Source organism: Rhodococcus aetherivorans, assembly GCF_025722975.1.
In the GTDB taxonomy this organism is placed as follows: Bacteria; Actinomycetota; Actinomycetes; order Mycobacteriales; family Mycobacteriaceae; genus Rhodococcus; species Rhodococcus aetherivorans.
The window spans coordinates 46,273-64,371 of sequence record NZ_CP106984.1 but is presented as its reverse complement, the minus strand read 5'-3'; the positions used below and the strand labels follow the sequence as shown (position 1 = coordinate 64,371).

The window sequence follows — 18,099 nt, the reverse complement described above, 5'->3', positions numbered from 1 at the left end:
GGCGGTCCCGCGTCGTGGGGGACCGAGGACCCGGCGGTGATCCGCCGAACAACCCCCACTTTGTCAAAGGACTGACAAATTTCAAAGACCGCGGTCACTTTCGATCCACTGGTCATCATGGCTCACTCATACGACGGAAAGATTCCGGCCCGGGTCGCACTCATGCCCTCTACCTGCGGAGATAGGGGCCCCGACAGCACACCTGGTGCACCTGTTTCGCGGCGGCGTACCCTCCAGGGGACGAAAAATTGAAATGTTCTTGAAATGTTTGTCATGTCAGACTTGGTGCCGCACCCCGCGTGGTCCGGCGCACCCACTTCCGTCGCCGAGGCATTCCACCGAAAAAACACCCCGAACCCCACCGGTCCCCCGCATTCTCGCCGCATCCGAACCACCACGGCAGAACGAACCCTTCGAGGAGGCTCATGTCCGCACACCCCGGCGACCGCCCACGCGACATGGTCTCCTCCCGCCGACCCCGGACGGGAGCATCAGCCGTGTTCCCGGTCCCACGCCAACGGCTCGCGATCGTCGGCCCCGAGCCCGACCATCCGGCAGTCCTGGCCACCAAGCGAATTGCCGACAAACTCGGCTGGCCCCACCTGGTGGTGACCGACCGCAACAAACTTGTCTGGGCCGTCACCGTCAACAAACCCGCACTCGTCACCCTCGTCGGCGACGCCGACGATCACACCTACCTCGACGACATCGGCCCAGTTCGGGCTGCCTACAAGGGCCCGATCGCGGTACTCGACGCACTGCCACCCCAGCTGACGGTGACCGCGCTCGTCGACGGCGCCGACAGCGTCCTGCAGCCGGACCTGCGCGACGACGAACTCGGTGCACGCCTGCTCGCGCTGGTACGCCGCACCGCCGAGGGCTCCGAATCCGGAGCACGCTATCTGACCTCGGGGGACCTGAAGGTGGACCTGTGGCGCAAAGAAGCCACCCTCGACCGCACACCGCTGAACCTGTCGTCGACCGAATACCGACTACTCGTGTGTCTGATGGAAAGCGCCGGCCAGACCCTGCCGTGGAGCCGGATCCTGCACCGCGTCTGGGGATGGGCCGACGCGGACGTGAACATGCTGCGCATCTACATCACCCGACTGCGAAAGGCGCTGGGCGAGACAGCAGCGTCGTCCACCTACATCAAGTCCGTGCGCGGGCACGGCTACATGTTCGCCCGACCCGTCATCGAAGCCGCCGACAGCGAATCCGACACCGTCGACGGCGAACTGCCGATGATGCAGCGCCTCGCCGCGAAATGCACCGAACTGGCAACCGCCACGGACATCACCGGTGCCGCCTCCCGCATCGCCGAAAGTCTCGTCGCCGAAGGCACTGTCGACGCCGTCGGCCTGCACCTGTCCGACGGTCAAGCCCTGCGACTGGTCGGACAGTTCGGTTTCACCACCGAATGGGAACAGGTCGCCGGGGAGATCGCGCTCGCCGACGACCGCTATGCTTCCATCGAATCCGTTCGCCGCGCACAACCCGTACAGTTGCTCCGCAACCGTTCTCACACTTTCCCCGGGACCAACGCTGCCGTCTCGTCGAATGGACCCGGAACATATCTGTTCGTTCCGATCAGCCATGCCGGCGAGACCATCGGCTCCCTGGGCGTCGTCCGCAGATCCGACGAACCGTTCGGGCCGCTGACGATCTCGTATCTCCAAGCTGTCGCCGCACTATGCGGCGCATGCCTCGGACCGCAATGGAATTCGGCGCGCTCCTAGCGCGCCGAAGCCCACCGATCACCACTTCGGCCCGCACCGTCGTGCCGCAAAGGAGGAAGATCCTCATGTCCATCGTGTACCCGGACGCCGCATCCGCGCTCACGGACGTCCTGTTCGACGGAATGACCCTGGCCGTAGGAGGCTTCGGTCTCAGCGGAGTCCCCGTCGACCTCATCGAAGCCGTCCGCGATTCCGGCGTCCAGGATCTGACCGTGGTGTCCAACAACATGGGTATCGACGGCAAAGGCCTGGGCATCCTGCTCGAAGGCGGCCAGGTCCGCAAGGTCATCGCCTCCTACGTCGGCGAGAACGCCCTGTTCGCCCAGCAGTACCTCTCCGGCGCCCTCGACATCGAATTCAACCCCCAAGGCACCCTCGCCGAGCGCCTGCGGGCCGGCGGAGCCGGGATCCCCGCCTTCTACGCCGCCACGGGGGTCGGCACGGAGGTCGCCGAGGGTAAGCCGCACGCCGAGTTCGACGGACGCACCTACGTTCTCGAGCGCGGCATCGTTGCCGATGTCTCTCTGGTCCGGGCCCACCGGTCCGACACCGACGGCAATCTCACCTACCGCTACACCGCCCGCAACTTCAACCCGGTCGTCGCGGCCGCCGGCAAGGTGACGATCGCCGAAGCCGAGGAGATCGTCGGGATCGGCGACATCGCCCCCGATGCCGTGACCACCCCGGGCGTCTACGTCCAGCGTGTCGTCCAGGCCCGACCGCGGGTCAAGGACATCGAACAGCGCACAGTCCGTCCCCGTCCGGCCGGCGCCCCCGCCTGAGCCATCGACCTTCCCCCTTTTCGAAAGGAGATCCACCATGTCGTGGACCCGCGACGAGATGGCCGCCCTGGCGGCCTCCGAACTGAACGACGGTGCCTACGTCAACCTGGGCATCGGTATCCCCACCCTGGTCGCGAACAACCTGCCCGAGGGTCGCCGGGTGATCCTGCAGAGTGAGAACGGCCTGCTCGGCATGGGCCCGTTCCCCTACGAAGGGGACGAGGACGCCGACCTGATCAACGCCGGCAAGCAGACCGTGACCATCGTGCCCGGAGGCAGCATCTTCGACTCCTCCGAATCGTTTTCGATGATCCGCGGCGGCCACGTCGAGGTCGCCATCCTCGGCGCCATGCAAGTCTCCGCCTCCGGTGACCTCGCCAACTGGAACATCCCCGGCAAGCTCGTCAAGGGCATGGGCGGCGCCATGGACCTCGTCGCCGGCACCCCGCGCGTGATCGTGCTGACCGAGCACGTCGCCAAGGACGGCACTCCGAAGATCGTCGCCACCTGCACCCTGCCCCTGACCGGCGTCGGCGTTGTCAACCGCATCATCAGCGACCGAGCCGTCTTCGACGTCGTCGACGGTGCGCTCGTGCTGCGCCGCCTCGCCCCGGGCGTCGAAATCGAGGATCTGCGCGAGATCACCGGTGCTGCGTTCACGGTCGCCCTGGACGAGGAGCTGGTGGCATGAGCCTGCGCGATCGATTCGGCACCGACGTCCTGATCACCGGCTGGGGCCATACCCCCTTCGGCAAGCTTGCCGACGAGACCCTCGAATCGCTCGTGGTGTCCGTCGCCCGCGAGGTGCTCGACAATGCCGGGATCGAACCCGGCCAGGTCGACGAGATCTACTTCGGCCAGTTCAACTCCGGGATGCACCCTCTCGGTTTCGCCTCCTCGCTGGCACTGCAGGTCTCCGACGACCTGGCCGGGGTGCCCGCCACCCGCGTGGAGAACGCCTGCGGATCGGGCAGCGCCGCGGTGCAACAGGGCATCCGGGCGCTGCTGGCCGGCACCGCCCGCACCGTGCTGGTGATCGGGGCAGAGAAGATGACCCATGCCGGTCCCGACGTTGTCGGGGCAGCGTTGCTCGGCGCCGACTACGAATCCGCGGGCAAGGAGTCGACGACGGGTTTTGCCGGGCTGTTCGCCCGCGTCGCCGACGCGTATGCCGATCGGTACGGGCCGGTCGGGGACACTCTCGCCCACATCGCCGCGAAGAACCATCGCAACGGTGTGGCCAATCCCTATGCGCAGCTGCGCAAGGACCTCGGTTTCGAGTTCTGCGCGACCGTGTCGGACCGTAACCCGATCGTCGCCGGGCAGCTGCGCCGCACCGACTGCTCCCCCGTCTCCGACGGCGCCGCCGCCCTCGTGCTCACCACAGAGCCGACCTCGGGTGCCGCGCACACGCCGGTGCGGATCGCCGGGTTCGGGCAGGCCAACGATTTCCTGCCCGCCGCCAAGCGGGACCCCATCGAGTTCGCGGGCAGCGTCACCGCCTGGCAGCGGGCCATGGCGATGGCCGGCACCACCGTGGCGGATCTGGACTTCGCCGAGGTGCACGACTGCTTCACCATCGCCGAGCTCGTCCTGTACGAGGTGATGGGGCTCGCCGAGCGCGGCAAGGGACGTCAGGTTCTCGACGACGGCACCGTCCTGCGCGGCGGCGCTCTGCCGGTGAACCTCTCCGGTGGTCTCAAGTCCAAGGGCCATCCGGTGGGTGCGACGGGTGTGTCCCAGCACGTCATCGCCGCGATGCAGCTCAGCGGCACCGCCGGAGATATGCAGCTCGATTCCGCCCGCCGAGGCGTTGTCCACAACATGGGTGGTCTGGCGGTCGCGAACTACGTCAGCGTGCTCGAAGCCCTCTGACGTTTGGCACTCCGAACGAATCGGCCCGGATCCCCTACAGGATCCGGGCCGATTCGCTCGAAGACTGCCGATGGTCAGGCGGTGGTGGCAGCTACCTCGCACACAACCCGGCTGCCGCGGGCAGCCACGGCCGTGCGCACGGCCTCGCGGACGACAGCCACATCATCGGCAGGAACGGCCGCGGCGATGTGCCCGTCGGGCCTGACGATCCACACTTCGTCGACGCGAGCGTCGAGGGCGCGGGCGAGCCGGCCGTCAGCGTCGATCGCGTCGATTCGGTGTAGCCGCACAGGAACCCGAACCGCGTCGAGGACGGTCGCGCGCAGCCGATCGGTGTCGACTCCGGCTCCGGCCAGCACCAGGACCCCGTCCCTGCACAGTGCCCGGAGGTTGCCCGCGTCACTGCCGGCGACACGCACCGGGGCGTCGGGCATCAGAACACCGGGTGCTGGGCGAGGCAGGTCGCCTTTCGGCGGGCGACCCTCGGCGGGGTGAACCGTGCTGGGCGTCGTGAGCGGGGAATCGGTGTACCAGAACGGTTCCGAGAGCCGTCCCGAGTCGACTTGGGACCGGGCAGCGGCATCGGAATGCGCGGCCTCGAGGACAGCCGTGCGGTGGTCGCGCTGCTGGTCGCTTTGCGGCACCAAAAACTCCATCGTTCCCGAGGTGACGTCGAGGTTCTCCAGCGCGGCGGCGCGCCGTTCGAGCTCGTAGGTGTCGAGCAGAGACTCGTCGGACCAGCCACGCAGGACGAAGGCAAGCTTCCATGCGGCATTCTCGGCGTCGGACACGCCGGAGTTCAGGCCCCGGCCACCGAACGGAGCGACGATGTGTGCGCAATCGCCGGCGAGCAGTACACGCCCGACCCGCATGCGGTCGACGAGACGGGCGTGGAAGCGATAGAGCGAGCACCACACGATGTCGTAGTCGGTGTCGCCGATGATTTGCCGTACGCGCCGGTCGAGGTCCCCGTTGGCGGTGGCCTGGTCCAGGTCGAAGTCCCCGGGGACCTGCCAGTCGATTCGGAAGGTCGAGTCGGGGCAAGGGTGGATCAGAACCTGCCGGCCCGGGTTCCATTCGGGGTCGAAGTGGAAGCGCCGTTCCTGGGCCCAGTCGGGCAGGTCGGCACGGATGTCGCAGATGAGGAACTTGTCCTCGAAGGAACGTCCGTTGAAGCTCACCCCGAGCTGGCGGCGCAGCGCGGAACTGCGCGATCCGGTGGCCATGACACAGTATTCGACCTCGACGGTCCTCGTGCCGTCGGCGGTCGCGCATTCGAGCCGGACACCGTTGGCGTCCTGGTCGATGTTGATGACCTCGTGGCCCCAGCGGACGTCGATGAGCGATTGCGCGGTGATAGCGCCGTCCAGCAGTTCTTCCGTCCGCGTTTGAGAGATATTGACGAAGGGCGGGAACGGCGAGTAGCCCTTGTCGGTATAACTCAGAGAGAAAAGTTCGGTGTCGCGGTGGAAGGTCCGTGAGACCGACAGGCTCACGCCTTCCTCCGCGACCTTCTGGCCGACGCCCACGCTTTCCCAGATGTCGAGGATGTCGCGTTGCTGGCAGAGGGCTTTGGATCCGATCGGATCCCGGTGCGGCCGGGCGTCGAGGACGATCACCCGGATTCCCCACCGAGCCAGGAGCAGGGCGGTGGTCTGCCCGACGGGTCCGTTGCCGATCACGGCGACCGTACCGGTGTGAAGAGTTCTGTTTTCCATCAGAATTCGGTCTTTTCTCTGAAATGATCAGCGCTGGAGGCGGTCCCACAATGCACGGTCGCGTTCGGGAGTCCAGATCACCGGACGCTCGATTCCGGACAGTTCGTCCCAGGCACGGGCGACGTCGAAGGGCAGGCAGTGCTGGAAGATGGCCCACTGCCCGTACTGGTCGACAAGTGCGTCATGAGCAGCGGCGAAAGCCTCTTCCAAGGTACCGCCACGCTCCTGCACACCGCCGACGGCGGTGAGCAGAGTGGTGAGGAAGCCCCGGGTCTGCTCGATCGCTGCCTCAACGGCGGCAGTGCCGTGCACGACGGGTCCACGGCCTCCGATCAGCACTTCTGCGCCGTACTCGCGCACGCGGTCGAGGGTGGAGGTCGACCACTCCCGATGGAAGGCATCACCGGTGTACAGAGCGGCCTCGGCTTCGATGAGATCGCCGGTGAAGAGAATTTTCTGTTGCGGCAGCCACGCGACGATGTCGCCTTCGGTGTGTCCGCGTCCGACATGCTCGAGGACAAGCGACCCGCGAGTGGGGCCCAGGTCGATGGTGAGCCGGTCGGCGAAGGTGATGGTGGGCCGCGTGAGCCCCGGGATCGTCTCGGCGCCTTTGGCGAAGCGCGGGAAGCGTGCGAATTCGCTGTCCCAGTCCTCGATTCCTCGCTCCTCGATCAGTGCCGCGGTGTTGTCGTGGGCGATGATCGCGGTAGCGCCGTAGGCAGCCGCACCGAGCACCCGGACGGCGTGGTAGTGGGACAAGGCCAGGTAGCGAACAGGTTTGGTGGTGTGTTCACGCAGCATGGTCAGCCACTTGTCGGCAGCGACGGGGGTGGCCAATGCTTCGAAGCAGACTACGAAGTCGTCACCTTCGATGGCCCCGATGTTGGGGTCTCCGTCGGCGGTGAGGGCGTAGACGCCGTCGGCGAGAACCTCGAGGGTCTGCGGCCGGTCGGCGAGATCGGCGGACGATGCGAATGGTTGAGTGGTCACCAAAGACTCCATCTGTCAAAGATTTGACGAATGCGCCGAGAGTAACCGCAGTCACAGCATTTGCACAACCCCGGCATCACATACAGTTCAACCATGCAGGACAGCACCAACGCGCCCGACCACGATCCATCCGACCTCAACCTCCTGACGTCCCTGGATCGAGCAGTCGACGCGTTGACGCAGCGCAGGCCCGACACCTCCCCCATGGCAGCCCGACTGGTCCTGCAGCTCACCCGCATCGCGGACGTGATGATCTACGACATCGAGTCCCGGGTACATCGCCCCCGCGGATGGAGCTGGTCCGGCTTCCGCGTTCTGTTCACCCTCTGGACCATCGGCCCCTTGGAGTCCCGCCAGATCACGCGCATCACCGGCATGAGCCGCGCCGGCGTATCCGCACTGATCAAAACCCTCGAACGCGACGGCCTCGTCACCCGATCCCGCTCGGAAACCGACCGGCGGACGATCGAGATCGAACTGACCGAACAGGGACAAACCCTCGTCGACGAGGTACTCGACGAACACCACGCGCGAGAACGGCGCTGGGCCGGAGCGCTCACAGACGACGAACAACGACAACTGTCCAAACTCCTCGACAAATTGGCGGGCGCATCCGACGATCTGGGCGTCAACGTTCGGGAGTAACCACCGAACCCTTTCCGGCTCTTCGCAGTTGGTAGGGGCGGGTGTCGACCGACCCCGTTGCCGTGTCGGTGATTGAAAAAGGGCCCGCGCCCTTGTGAGCTGGGTGTTCTCAGGCATCCAGGACAGCAAGGAACGCGGGCATGCTCCACGGTAGTTCATTGCTGCTCGATCTCGACGGCGTCGTCGTCGAGTCGGTGCAGCGCACGGTCGACGACAGCCGGATCGTAGAGATCGCGACGGCCCCGGAGTGGGTCGGGATGTGCCCGCAGTGCGGACAGAAGTCCACGCGTTCGAAGGGCTGGGTCACCACCAGACCGCGGGACGTCCAGGTCGGACCCGACCATCCGCTGCTGGTGTGGAGAAAGCGGAAATGGTTGTGCACCAATATTTCTTGTGAACGGAAGGTGTTCACCGAGTCGACGCCGGGGTTGCCCTCGCGGACGCGGGTCACGCCCCGGGCGAAGGCGCTGCTGGTCGACGCGGTCCTCGACGGGGACCGGTCGGTGTCCGCCGTCGCCGGCGACTACGGGTGCGCCTGGCACACCGTCCACGGCCACCTCGTTGTGGTCGCCGACGCCGCCCTGGGCGATGAACCCGAACCGGTGCTCGTCCTCGGGATCGACGAGACCCGACGCGGGAAGGCGAAATGGGAAACGTGCCCCGAGACCGGGGAACGGAGATGGGTGGATCGGTGGGACACCGGACTGGTCGATCTGACCGGCGATCAAGGATTGCTGGCGCAGGTCAACGGACGCACCTCCTCCGTGGTGATCGACTGGTTCGACGCCCGCGACGAGGCGTGGAAGGCGCAGATCACCCACGTCGCGATCGATATGTCGTCGGTGTATGCGAAGGCGGTGCGCGAGGCGTTGCCGCACGCCCAACTGGTGGTGGACCGATTCCACCTGGTCAAGAAGGCGAACGAGATGGTCGATACCGTCCGGCGCAGGGTCACCCAGGCCGAGCGGGGTCGACGGGGCCGCAAGAGTGATGTCGAATGGATCAATCGACGCCGGTTGTTGCGGGCCTCCGAACGGCTCACCATCGAACAACGATCGGCGCTGTTCGAGAAGCTGACCGCCGCCGACCCCCATGGGGACATTGCCGCCGCATGGATCGCGAAGGAACTACTGCGGGATGTGTTGCGCTGCAACGACCGTGGTGGTCTGCGACACGAGATCCGAGATGCGCTGCACCGGTTCTACACGTTCTGCGCCGCGTGCCGGGTCCCGGAGATCGGCAAGCTGGCGGCGACCGTCTCGGCGTGGCAGAAACCGATGATTCTGGCGATCACCACCGGCCTGTCCAACGCGCGCAGTGAAGGCTACAACCGGATCGTCAAGCACATCGGCCGCATCGCGTTCGGATTCCGTACCCCGGAGAATCAACGTCGCCGGGTACGGTGGGCCTGCACCCGCCGCTCCCGGCGGAGCACACCCAGCCGGCGCCAATGCCACTGCTAACTGCGAAGAGCCCCCTTTCCTATCTGCACCTTCAGAACCCCCAGCTCGAGACGCCGACCACGCAGCCGTTCTGCAGTGACGCCATGAATTTCTCCCGCCGGAGTTCCGTGCTGCGCACGGAATTCCAGGACGGACAACGCCCGCCGCCTTGCCGACGAAGCCCCCGACGCCCTCAAATCGACGCCGTCGCGTCGGCGACTTTCCGCAGGTCCGCCAGGGAAAGCAGCCGCCTCTGGTAAGCCCAGCAAAACAGGGTTGTGCATCTCCTGTGACGTCAGTTACTCTTTCGTCGTCCGTCAAAGCTTTGACCGTTTGGAGTTCGAGCCTGCAGTGACACCTAACTTCTGCATATCGAAGCTCGATCCCGCGGAGCACACCCCCACTCCCGGGGTCCTCACCGAGGACTAGCGCACTCCGACAACGGAAGAGCGCCGCACAATCGAGCACCGGCACCTTCCCGACGTCCACAATCCTCTCACCGCCACAAGCGGATGACTCTCGACTCGGTATCGGCAACGGCCGCAAAAGATTTAACTCCCGCTGAACTCCACATCCCCCATCCCCAGCTCTCCAGGCCCACACCACACGGCCCAACCCCCTCAGGATGAAAAGCCCATGAACGAATCCTTGGACGTGCGCTCCGACGCACACGCGCCGGCGATCAGCACCGAGAAACGCCGAGTGCTGCTCGGCACCTTGGTGGGAACGTCGATCGAGTGGTACGACTTCTTCGTCTACGCCAGTGCTGCGGCACTGGTGTTCGGTGAGCTCTTCTTTCAACCGTTGGGCTCCCAATCCTCGACCCTGACCCAGATCGTCTCCTTCGCCTCTATCGGAATCAGCTTCCTGTTCCGACCGTTCGGCGCTGTCGTGGCCGGACATCTCGGCGACCGCCTCGGTCGTAAGAAGATGCTCGTGTTCACCCTGCTTCTCATGGGCGGCTCGACGGCACTGATCGGCCTTCTGCCGACCTACGCTCAGATCGGTGTGTGGGCCCCCATCCTCCTCACGCTGCTCCGGATCCTCCAGGGAATTTCAGCCGGTGGCGAATGGGGCGGCGCTGCACTCATGGCCGTCGAGCACGCACCCCGAAACCGGCGTGGCCTTTTTGGAGCGTTCCCCCAGATCGGCTGCCCGATCGGCATGTTCCTGGCCTCGATGGTATTCACCGGGCTGACCTTCATGATGAGCACCGAACAGTTCATGGAATGGGGCTGGCGTATTCCCTTCCTGCTGTCGGCAGCACTGATCTTCATCGGCTACTTCATCCGACGCGCAATTGACGAGAGCCCCGTCTTCCAGGAGCTGCTCGAGCGTCGCACGCAGTCGTCGGCCCCTCTGGGTGAACTGTTCCGCTCGCACAGCAAGACCCTCGTCAAGTGCGCCCTGATCTTCATGGGTAACAATGCGGCCGGCTGGCTGCTCATTGCCTACATCTCCTCCTATGCCACGAAGGAGGTCGGATTGGAGAAGGGCCCCGTGCTCGCCGCGACCATGGTCGCCGCCGTCGCCTGGGTCGGCACGACTCTGTGGGGTGGCATGGTCGCCGACAAGCTCGGACGCGTCCGTGCTTTCCAGCTCGGGTACGGCGCACTGATCCTCTGGCTCGTCCCGCTCTTCCTGCTCATCGACACCGGCAACATCTGGCTCCTCGCACTGGGAGTACTGGTTCTGACCGTGGGACTCGGATTCTCGTACGGTCCCATTTCCGCCATGTACGCGGAGATGTTCCCGGCCGAGGTGCGCTACTCCGGTGTGTCCATCGGCTACGCGATCGGCACCATCCTTGGCGGAGCGTTCGCGCCGACCGTTGCACAGAGCCTGCTGGACGCGACCGGCTGGTCGCCCTCCATCGGCATCTACGTCACCGCCCTCTGTCTGGTCTCGTTCCTCACCGTAACTCTCACCAGGGAGACACGAGGAACGGATCTCGCACCCAAGAACGCCACCGAGAAGTCGGTCGACGTCACGGTGTAAGAGGCCGTCACGAAGGAGGGGTGCCCGAATAGAACACCCCTCCTTCCACCCCTTGAGCACCGAATGGCGCCGCCGGGTAAGAAAGCCCAATCAGGGACCACAGAGGAATAACACGACCACCGCGGCATCAACCTGCGCACGAGAAGGCGACTAACGCCGCGATCGGCAAAATGACCTCTCCGCAACCACCACGACCCGCCATCCCCCTGTAGGCGGTTCGTGACTCCCGGGTCGACGAGTCGACCCTCCCGGATGCCCTGCCTCCATCCCCCGCCGGTGGGGCATCCGGGCCTCCCCTCCGACAGGCGCACAGCCAATTGTGGCGAGCCCGTTCTATCGAACGGCCCGTCATACTCCCTCGAGACCAACCGTCGACAACTCGCACCTACGGTCACACCCCCTCCGACACGCCGCTCCCGTCGCCGCGCTCCCGAACACACCACCCGGTCAGGAAAGCTCGAGGCACCGTTGGGCCTGACCCCCACCCCCTCCTCCGGGACACATCGTCACCCTCAAAGTCATTCGAGACGGGAATAGCCGGAGGCAGGGCCGCGTTGAACGATCCGGATCGGGTGCGTTTCGTGTCCCCCGGGCTCAACCCTTTGCCTTCATGGATTTCCGTTCGGCTGGAGCCGTGTTGCGCCTTTCGCCGAGAGGCGACCGAACGGCCCGATCCCACTTCCATTGGTATCAGCGCCCTGAAGCGTGGACCTATCTTGCCTGGCAGGCATCCGGCCGGAGACCGAGAAGCTCGACCCCTCGAGTCCGGTAGCTCCTGCGCAGACCAACGCGCTCGCCACTTCGATGAGCGCCCTGATTCTTGCCGACACCGCCCTCAACACCCGGGTGCCGGGCTTGCCCGATGCGGTTAAAACAACTCCGCAGCCCGAACTGCCTTGTCTTCCCGCTCACGAGCGCCAGCAACGGACCATTCATGCAGCCTCACCGGCAGGGTCGGACAGCGGCAGCCGGGCACCACTGGTCGACCTCGAGGTACCCGCGGCCGTTGCCGGTCGGGATCTGGAACGAAACTTTACAAAGCCAGCCACCCGTATTCACCCTGCCCCACGCCGACAACATCCCCGGCACCTGCAGGTCCAGAGCAAGACCCTCCGCTCGCACACGCAAGGGCAGATCATTGGCGCGGCGTCCGTCGATGGAGCCAAGGGCCGAGGCGATATGCACGATCACTGGTATCGACGGATCCGCGACACGGTACGGCGGAGGATCGAAGTCGGCCGGCCAATTATCGAACATACTTTCGATAATAAATCCTGACCCTGGTCATGGGCCCGCATCCGTCGAACACTCCACGCCGGTCCCCCAACACTGCGCGTCCCTGCCCTCCTCCGAGTTGCATCGTCACCCCGGGTGAGGAGCAGCAAGCTGGACGGTGTCTCGTCACTACGGCGCGTGGAGCCTCGACCCGAGCGCGACCGCCAACAGAGATGGGCCCCCTCCGTCGCCAGGTTCCCGTTGCTCAGAGGGCTCGTGAACGGAGATGACCCCGGTCGATCTTCCCACTGCTCAAAGCGTCCGGTCGGTGTCCGATGTGGAACAACCCGTCGAGGTACGGGCAGGCGAACACTGCCATGCCTTTCTCCCCTCGGTGACGTTTGCGGACAGTCTTCGCGTCACCGCGGGTCAGATACCCCCGGTGTTGACAACGACCGCACCAGATCCAACGGGTGGATGGGTTATGGGCGCGGGAACTCATACGGCACGTCCGATCTGAAGATTGAGCCAATCCGACAGCCATCGGATGGCACTGCGGCCGGCATTGTCGACCACGAGAGTGTTGTAGTTGGTGTGGGCGTTGGAAGTGAAGAAGCTTGCTGCGCTGAGTCCTTCGCTGATCAATGAGGCCAGATCATCGGCGCCCGGGGATTGTGAGAGCTCTACCAGTGAATTCGACAGTTGCCACAAGTCCAGGTTCGCCTCCTGGTTGGTGATCGTCGGCGACGCAGCGTGTGCGGTCCTGCCCAGTAGTGCGGGAGCGGTCTTGGCCGGGTTGCCCGAGAGCATGTCGGTCGCTACCGATGCCAGGTCCAATCCGACGGGCAGCAAACCGGTCATCGCCGCAGCGGCTCCCACCGGATCCGGCGCGACACCGGGAGGGGGAAGCACCTTTTCCACTGCCGACCAGGCGATCTCCTGGATCTGGCCGACGATCGTGGCCAGCCTGATGACGTCGACATTCGACAGGATCGACGCAACCAACGCCGCGATCTGCGTTGCGCCGGACGGATCCGGGATCAGGGCCAGCACCTGTGCCACCCACCGCAAGTCCACCGCTGCAGCCATCTTCACCAGGGGCGAGAACTGATTGTTCAACTCCCTGGCCACCTGGTGGGCACCTTGGGCGTCGAGCGCGGCAACCTTCTGCGGCAGCACGGTCAAGTTGTGCAGGATTCCCGGCATATCCAGCGAGCTCACGCCGGTCACGACGTTCAGAACCTGATCGATCACCACCGTCGGCTTGAGCACCGACAACACGCTGCTCGCCGACGCAAGCACATCGACAGGGGTGGATGCCAACGAGTCGATCTTCCTCGTCAGCGCGTCAGCATTCTCTGTGAGAGTGCGCATCTGGGCAGCTGGCGTCGGCAGGGGTGGTGACTCGTTCCCGGCCAACGTGCGGGCCGTATCGGCGATCTCGACCGCAGCGTTGACGGCACCGGTGAGGTCGGATTTACCGGCTCGGGTGAGCACGTCGTAGGCGTGATGTTCGGCGGTCCCGGTCGGTGCGGCACCGAGTTGACCGGTCGCCGCCGGGTTCGCCGCCCCGGAGGTGAGAAGGTCGGCCAGCGGAGCAAGAGTCGACGCGATCGACTGTGCAGTCGCGGCGACCTGCCCGAGATCGATCCTTGGTGCGGTGAGCTGCCGGCCGAGGCTGGTGACGTCGGCGTGCAAGGCCGGCAGATCTGTATCGGAGAAGTCCGCGGTCAGTGCGCCGGCAAGGAAGGCGCTGCCGTCGGGCGCGGTGGAGCCGGCGGTGCTGGGGGTCTTGCTCAGGATCGAGCCGAGCGAGCCGATCAGCGGGTTCGCCCCTTTCTCGATCGAGCAGTACAGATCACCTGGATCGCAAATCGAGGCCACCCGACCGGACAGCGCCCCCATCCCCTGGGGCCGTGGATCGGCGATGCCGTGGCCGGACGTCCGCGGACCCACCGTCGCGGTCCCCGGTGTTCCGGCGCCCGGATCGGCCAGCAAGCCGACGGCAAGCACACGACTCGCATCGACCGGTCCCCTGCCGTTGCCGATATCCGAGGCGAGATCACCCGCAGCATCGGCGCCCTGCGAATATCCCGTCAGTGTGAGCTTCGTACGAGGACACGACTGTGCGACATCCTCGAGCACCCGCGTGGCTCTCGACACCGCGTCCGCTTTGCTGTCCGCGTAGGTGTGGCCGTTGTCGAAGGCACGCGCCATGTAGGGCAGTGTGTACACCTCGACCGCGTCACCATGGGCACTTTGCAGCGCCTGCGCAACAGGAGCGAGCATGCCCACCGGCACAGCAGGGTCGGCGTTCTCGTCGGTCTCCCACGTCCCGGGGATGAGCAGGTTGAACGTCGGCACACAGTCGCTCGTCCCTGTCTGGGCAACCGCGGGGGCGGTAGACAGCGTGCAGCCTCCACCGACGATCGTGGTGACGATCAACGCTGCGGTGCGATGGGACTTCGATTGTCGGGCAGGCATGGATACCTCTGATGGCCGAAAGGACATGTGTGTGTGCCTACGTTCGCTCACACGTCCGATTTCCCCAACGCGGTGAACCGTGTCCCGAAGCTCACTTTCGATCCGTGATCGGCACGATCAGCCGATCTTCAGAGACGGTACGGCGCCCGTTCGCAGCGTGCACGAATTGAAGAAGCTGCCACCGATCGACAACGCGGACCGCTGCTCTTTTGGGCCCGAAAGGCGGCACCGGTGCCTCGATCGTCGGCCCGCAGGCTGTCACTTTCAGAATGCGCGACCACGCTTGGGCGGGATGGAACGATTCACGCACCCGGCGACGAACGGGTCGTCACGCGCAGCAGCGACCTGATGTGAGCGAGCATCACACGAACCCGACCGTCAGCCGGAGACATCGCTTTTCGGGCCACTACTTCTCATGTCGGTGACTGCCACCGGATCTCGCGAACCTTCTTTCAGGTGTCCTGACAACGTCGGGGCCGATAGTCCCAGCCAGCGAATGCAAGAGGCACCCGCCATCCCGACGACAACCAACGAGCTATGCGATGGCGCGCCACCAGTGGTCTTCTTCCTCTTGCCGGTCCAGCACGTCGCGATATTCCGCCGCACAGGCGACCGAGCACAATCCACCAGGCTCCTCACCGGCCAGGCGCTGCCGACATACCTCGCACCGAATCATGCGGTCAGCAGGAAACCGGGCCATCCCGAGTATTGCGCTGACAACGATCAGGACGGTTGCCGCACAGACGAACACGGTGGCAACACTGGACTCCCGGAACAGAACGGCAACCACTGCACACGCAATGGCTGACGAAGCAACGGCGGCCGGCGCCTGATGAAGATTCACACACCGTGAGTCGCAACCTCGACTCCGACCGTTACCAGCGAGCAGACCACGAGGGCTCACACCAAAGGCCCCAACCGTCACAGCCCGTCGCCACCGACCTCGTGCAGAACAATTCACGTTCGAAAGCGTCGTGTCCCGAGCACAACAAAGACGCGAGGCCCCCTCATCGGCTCCCATGAGGGTGGGCAACGGCGACGTACCGCTCAACGTCGGACGCCGAGACCAGCCCGCCTCCCACTACAGTCGGCACGCTACTCGCCATCGGCAGTCTCCCGGCGTTCAGCAGGTGTGGGTGATGGCCATGTCTCGCAACCGGATCAGATAACGACATAGCCGAGTTCGTGCGCTGCGGTATCAACGGCATCAGCCAGACCCGGATGCGACAAGGGAAGCGACAGCACAGGACGTTGCGGAAACGCATCGGCAGCACGTTCGACGACAGCCACGGACGTGCTGCCGGCAAACCGGCCGCGATAGATGATCCCATCGAGTCCAGGGTGAGCGCGATGGATTGTGCGGGCCCACTGCTGCGAAAGACGGTGCGGTGCGGAATCGAGAGCATGGTTGCCTCCCACCCGAGTGGCCCATGCACCTCCACCGATACCGGATACGTCGAGCAACCGCAGAACGCGGGTGAAGCGCACACCGGTCAGATAAGGGTCACCGCGATGGCGATCGATCACCCGCGCCGATTGAAACGCTTCCGCCAATGCACCTCGGGGGCTGGACGCGCCGTACCACACGCTGTAGCCGGGATGCTCCCCACGCGGGAGCGGATGCTGATCGAACCGCAGAATCGGCCCGAACTCACGCAACGCATTCCACGGGAGAACATGTGAACCGGTCGTACGGTGCACGCGCCACACGATCTCGCTCGGCTGCCACTCGAGTACTTCCTTCGGCAGCAGACCTGCCGCACGAAGCTGCGCGATGGAGGGCGGTGGCGGAAGCATTGCCCCCATCTACGCCGATTCCCATTCGACGGCGGCAAGCACGTCGACCACAACCTCGATCTCTTCGGGTGTGCCTGCGCTGCCGGTCAACCACGCGACGATCGAGACCGGTCGGCCATCGACGACCAATGACGACTGCGGCTGCGTGAGCAATGTCTGAACCGTCAGCGGGTGCAGGTCCTTCGGGATGTGGGGCATGACTTTGTCGAGGTACGGCACGGCCCCGCTGTCGGTGAATTGCGCAGGAGGCAACAAGCGGTTACGACCGGAGTCGAATGCCCACAGGGTACCGTCGGCGATTCGTTGCCTGATGCGAGCCGGCGTGACGCCGAGGCGGACTGCAGCGTCTGCAATGGACAACGAGGTCGCGACGAGGTTGGCCATCCGAACATCGCGATCAACTCGCGCAGCCGTGGCAGCAGCGGGACTCGCGGTGAATCCGGCATCGGTAAGCACGCATGCGTCGTGCTCGGACAGTGCGGGCCCGGCGGGGTTCGTCGTATGGAGGCTCTTGAGGATCTGCACGAGTTGATCACGGCCGATGTCGACTCCGGTCACTTCACGCAAGGCATCTTCGAAATTGAGGTCGCCTCGCAAATAGCGGCTCTCCGTCGTTGCTTCACTCACCACGACCTCCTCATTTGCGATGATTTACGCTCGCAAATACATGATAGCGAACTCGGTCAAGCAGGCACACCCTGACAACTCCCAACACCGGCACTGGCAGCCACACAGACCCAGAACAACGCGCCACGGCCATCATGCGCCCCTTCCAACGACCATGACATCCCGGACCGGGGTCGACGCCGCCAACACCTTCTCGTCATCGAACAGCGAAGATCGACCCTCCCGATAGAGCTGCCGACCAGAGTGATTGTCTCCGCAACGACCCCTTTCGCCGGCCCGAGAAAACGGTCGAGCAGTCCGTTGGGATATACAGCGTTCGCTTCCCGAGTCGCCGTGCCCCGGAATCAGGGACTCCGGGGCACAGGGCGGGCAGCTCCGAGGGGTGAGCGGCCTGCCAGGACTCGACCACTCCAAAGATGGAGTTGAACATTCGTCACCGCAGCTCGGTCGACGGAGCCACAGCCAGACCGCAACACACGTGTGGGACGTTGCGGCCGAGGTCACTGTACAAACCCGAGGGGTTCACCTCAGGTCTTCACCCCACCCGTCATGACAGAAGAACCCCGGAGCCGTACTGCCGCCGCGTTGGTACCCCTATCTCCCCTCGGGCGGTTCAGACCTCCGAACTCCCTGAGCTCGCGCTATTCGTCCCGTGCACCAGTGAGAGAGACGCACCTGCCATCCACATCGACGCCCCTCTCAGCAAGATCATCGACCGCGGCACTACCAACCCGCCAATGCAACACCACACCCGCTCTCGACCGATTGCCGCCGACGAGCAATTGAC

At 65.0% G+C, this 18,099-nt stretch carries 13 protein-coding genes and 1 pseudogene; 8 read left to right on the top strand and 6 right to left on the bottom strand.

Going from position 1 to position 18,099, the window contains the following annotated elements; all coding sequences use genetic code 11:
- The first annotated feature begins 425 nt into the window (after positions 1–425).
- The 4 genes from OCS65_RS28800 (at position 426) to OCS65_RS28785 (ending at position 4,396) form a co-directional block, all read left to right on the top strand.
- The gene (locus tag OCS65_RS28800) at positions 426–1,739 is read left to right on the top strand and encodes a winged helix-turn-helix domain-containing protein (RefSeq protein WP_120284891.1); all 1,314 of its coding nucleotides are present in this window, start codon (positions 426–428) and stop codon (positions 1,737–1,739) included.
- Positions 1,740–1,804: 65 nt separating this feature from the next.
- Positions 1,805–2,521, top strand: coding sequence for a CoA transferase subunit A (locus OCS65_RS28795; RefSeq protein ID WP_263510510.1), 717 nt, complete (start codon positions 1,805–1,807; stop codon positions 2,519–2,521).
- 37 nt (positions 2,522–2,558) lie between these two features.
- Positions 2,559–3,212 (top strand): CoA transferase subunit B, encoded by a 654-nt coding sequence (locus OCS65_RS28790; RefSeq protein WP_120284887.1) that lies wholly within the window; start codon positions 2,559–2,561, stop codon positions 3,210–3,212.
- Positions 3,209–4,396, top strand: a complete 1,188-nt coding sequence (locus OCS65_RS28785) for an acetyl-CoA acetyltransferase (RefSeq protein WP_263510509.1) — start codon at positions 3,209–3,211, stop codon at positions 4,394–4,396. The genes OCS65_RS28790 and OCS65_RS28785 overlap by 4 nt, the downstream gene beginning before the upstream one ends.
- Before the next feature lie 74 nt (positions 4,397–4,470).
- On the opposite strand, the gene OCS65_RS28780 is transcribed toward OCS65_RS28785, so the two are convergent.
- Positions 4,471–6,114: an FAD-dependent monooxygenase gene (locus tag OCS65_RS28780; RefSeq protein WP_120284883.1), complete on the bottom strand. Its 1,644-nt coding sequence runs from the start codon at positions 6,112–6,114 to the stop codon at positions 4,471–4,473.
- A 27-nt stretch (positions 6,115–6,141) separates the two neighbouring features.
- Positions 6,142–7,104, bottom strand: a complete 963-nt coding sequence (locus tag OCS65_RS28775; protein WP_120284881.1) for an MBL fold metallo-hydrolase — start codon at positions 7,102–7,104, stop codon at positions 6,142–6,144.
- 93 nt (positions 7,105–7,197) lie between these two features.
- Here OCS65_RS28775 and OCS65_RS28770 point away from each other — a divergent pair, with 93 nt between their 5' ends.
- The 4 genes and pseudogenes from OCS65_RS28770 to OCS65_RS28755 all read left to right on the top strand — a co-directional run bounded on the left by OCS65_RS28770 (position 7,198) and on the right by OCS65_RS28755 (position 12,467).
- Positions 7,198–7,749, top strand: a complete 552-nt coding sequence (locus OCS65_RS28770; protein ID WP_120285403.1) for a MarR family winged helix-turn-helix transcriptional regulator — start codon at positions 7,198–7,200, stop codon at positions 7,747–7,749.
- Positions 7,750–7,843: 94 nt separating this feature from the next.
- Positions 7,844–9,212 (top strand): annotated as a pseudogene (locus OCS65_RS28765) (ISL3 family transposase).
- 615 nt (positions 9,213–9,827) lie between these two features.
- Positions 9,828–11,189 carry an MFS transporter gene (locus OCS65_RS28760; protein ID WP_120284879.1) on the top strand — a complete coding sequence of 454 codons (1,362 nt, stop codon included), beginning with the start codon at positions 9,828–9,830 and terminating at the stop codon, positions 11,187–11,189.
- 804 nt (positions 11,190–11,993) lie between these two features.
- On the top strand, positions 11,994–12,467 hold the full coding sequence (locus tag OCS65_RS28755; protein WP_263510508.1) for a hypothetical protein: 474 nt from the start codon (positions 11,994–11,996) through the stop codon (positions 12,465–12,467).
- 435 nt (positions 12,468–12,902) lie between these two features.
- On the opposite strand, the gene OCS65_RS28750 is transcribed toward OCS65_RS28755, so the two are convergent.
- From OCS65_RS28750 to OCS65_RS28735, 4 genes are all read right to left on the bottom strand, one after another.
- Positions 12,903–14,888 (bottom strand): cutinase family protein, encoded by a 1,986-nt coding sequence (locus OCS65_RS28750; protein WP_263510507.1) that lies wholly within the window; start codon positions 14,886–14,888, stop codon positions 12,903–12,905.
- A gap of 535 nt (positions 14,889–15,423) precedes the next feature.
- Positions 15,424–15,732, bottom strand: coding sequence for a hypothetical protein (locus OCS65_RS28745; RefSeq protein ID WP_263510506.1), 309 nt, complete (start codon positions 15,730–15,732; stop codon positions 15,424–15,426).
- A 317-nt stretch (positions 15,733–16,049) separates the two neighbouring features.
- The gene (locus tag OCS65_RS28740) at positions 16,050–16,685 is read right to left on the bottom strand and encodes an RES family NAD+ phosphorylase (protein ID WP_263510602.1); all 636 of its coding nucleotides are present in this window, start codon (positions 16,683–16,685) and stop codon (positions 16,050–16,052) included.
- Between the two features lie 9 nt (positions 16,686–16,694).
- Entirely contained in the window at positions 16,695–17,312 is a 618-nt protein-coding gene (locus OCS65_RS28735; protein ID WP_229581248.1) for a hypothetical protein, read from the bottom strand.
- Positions 17,313–18,099 lie beyond the last annotated feature (787 nt).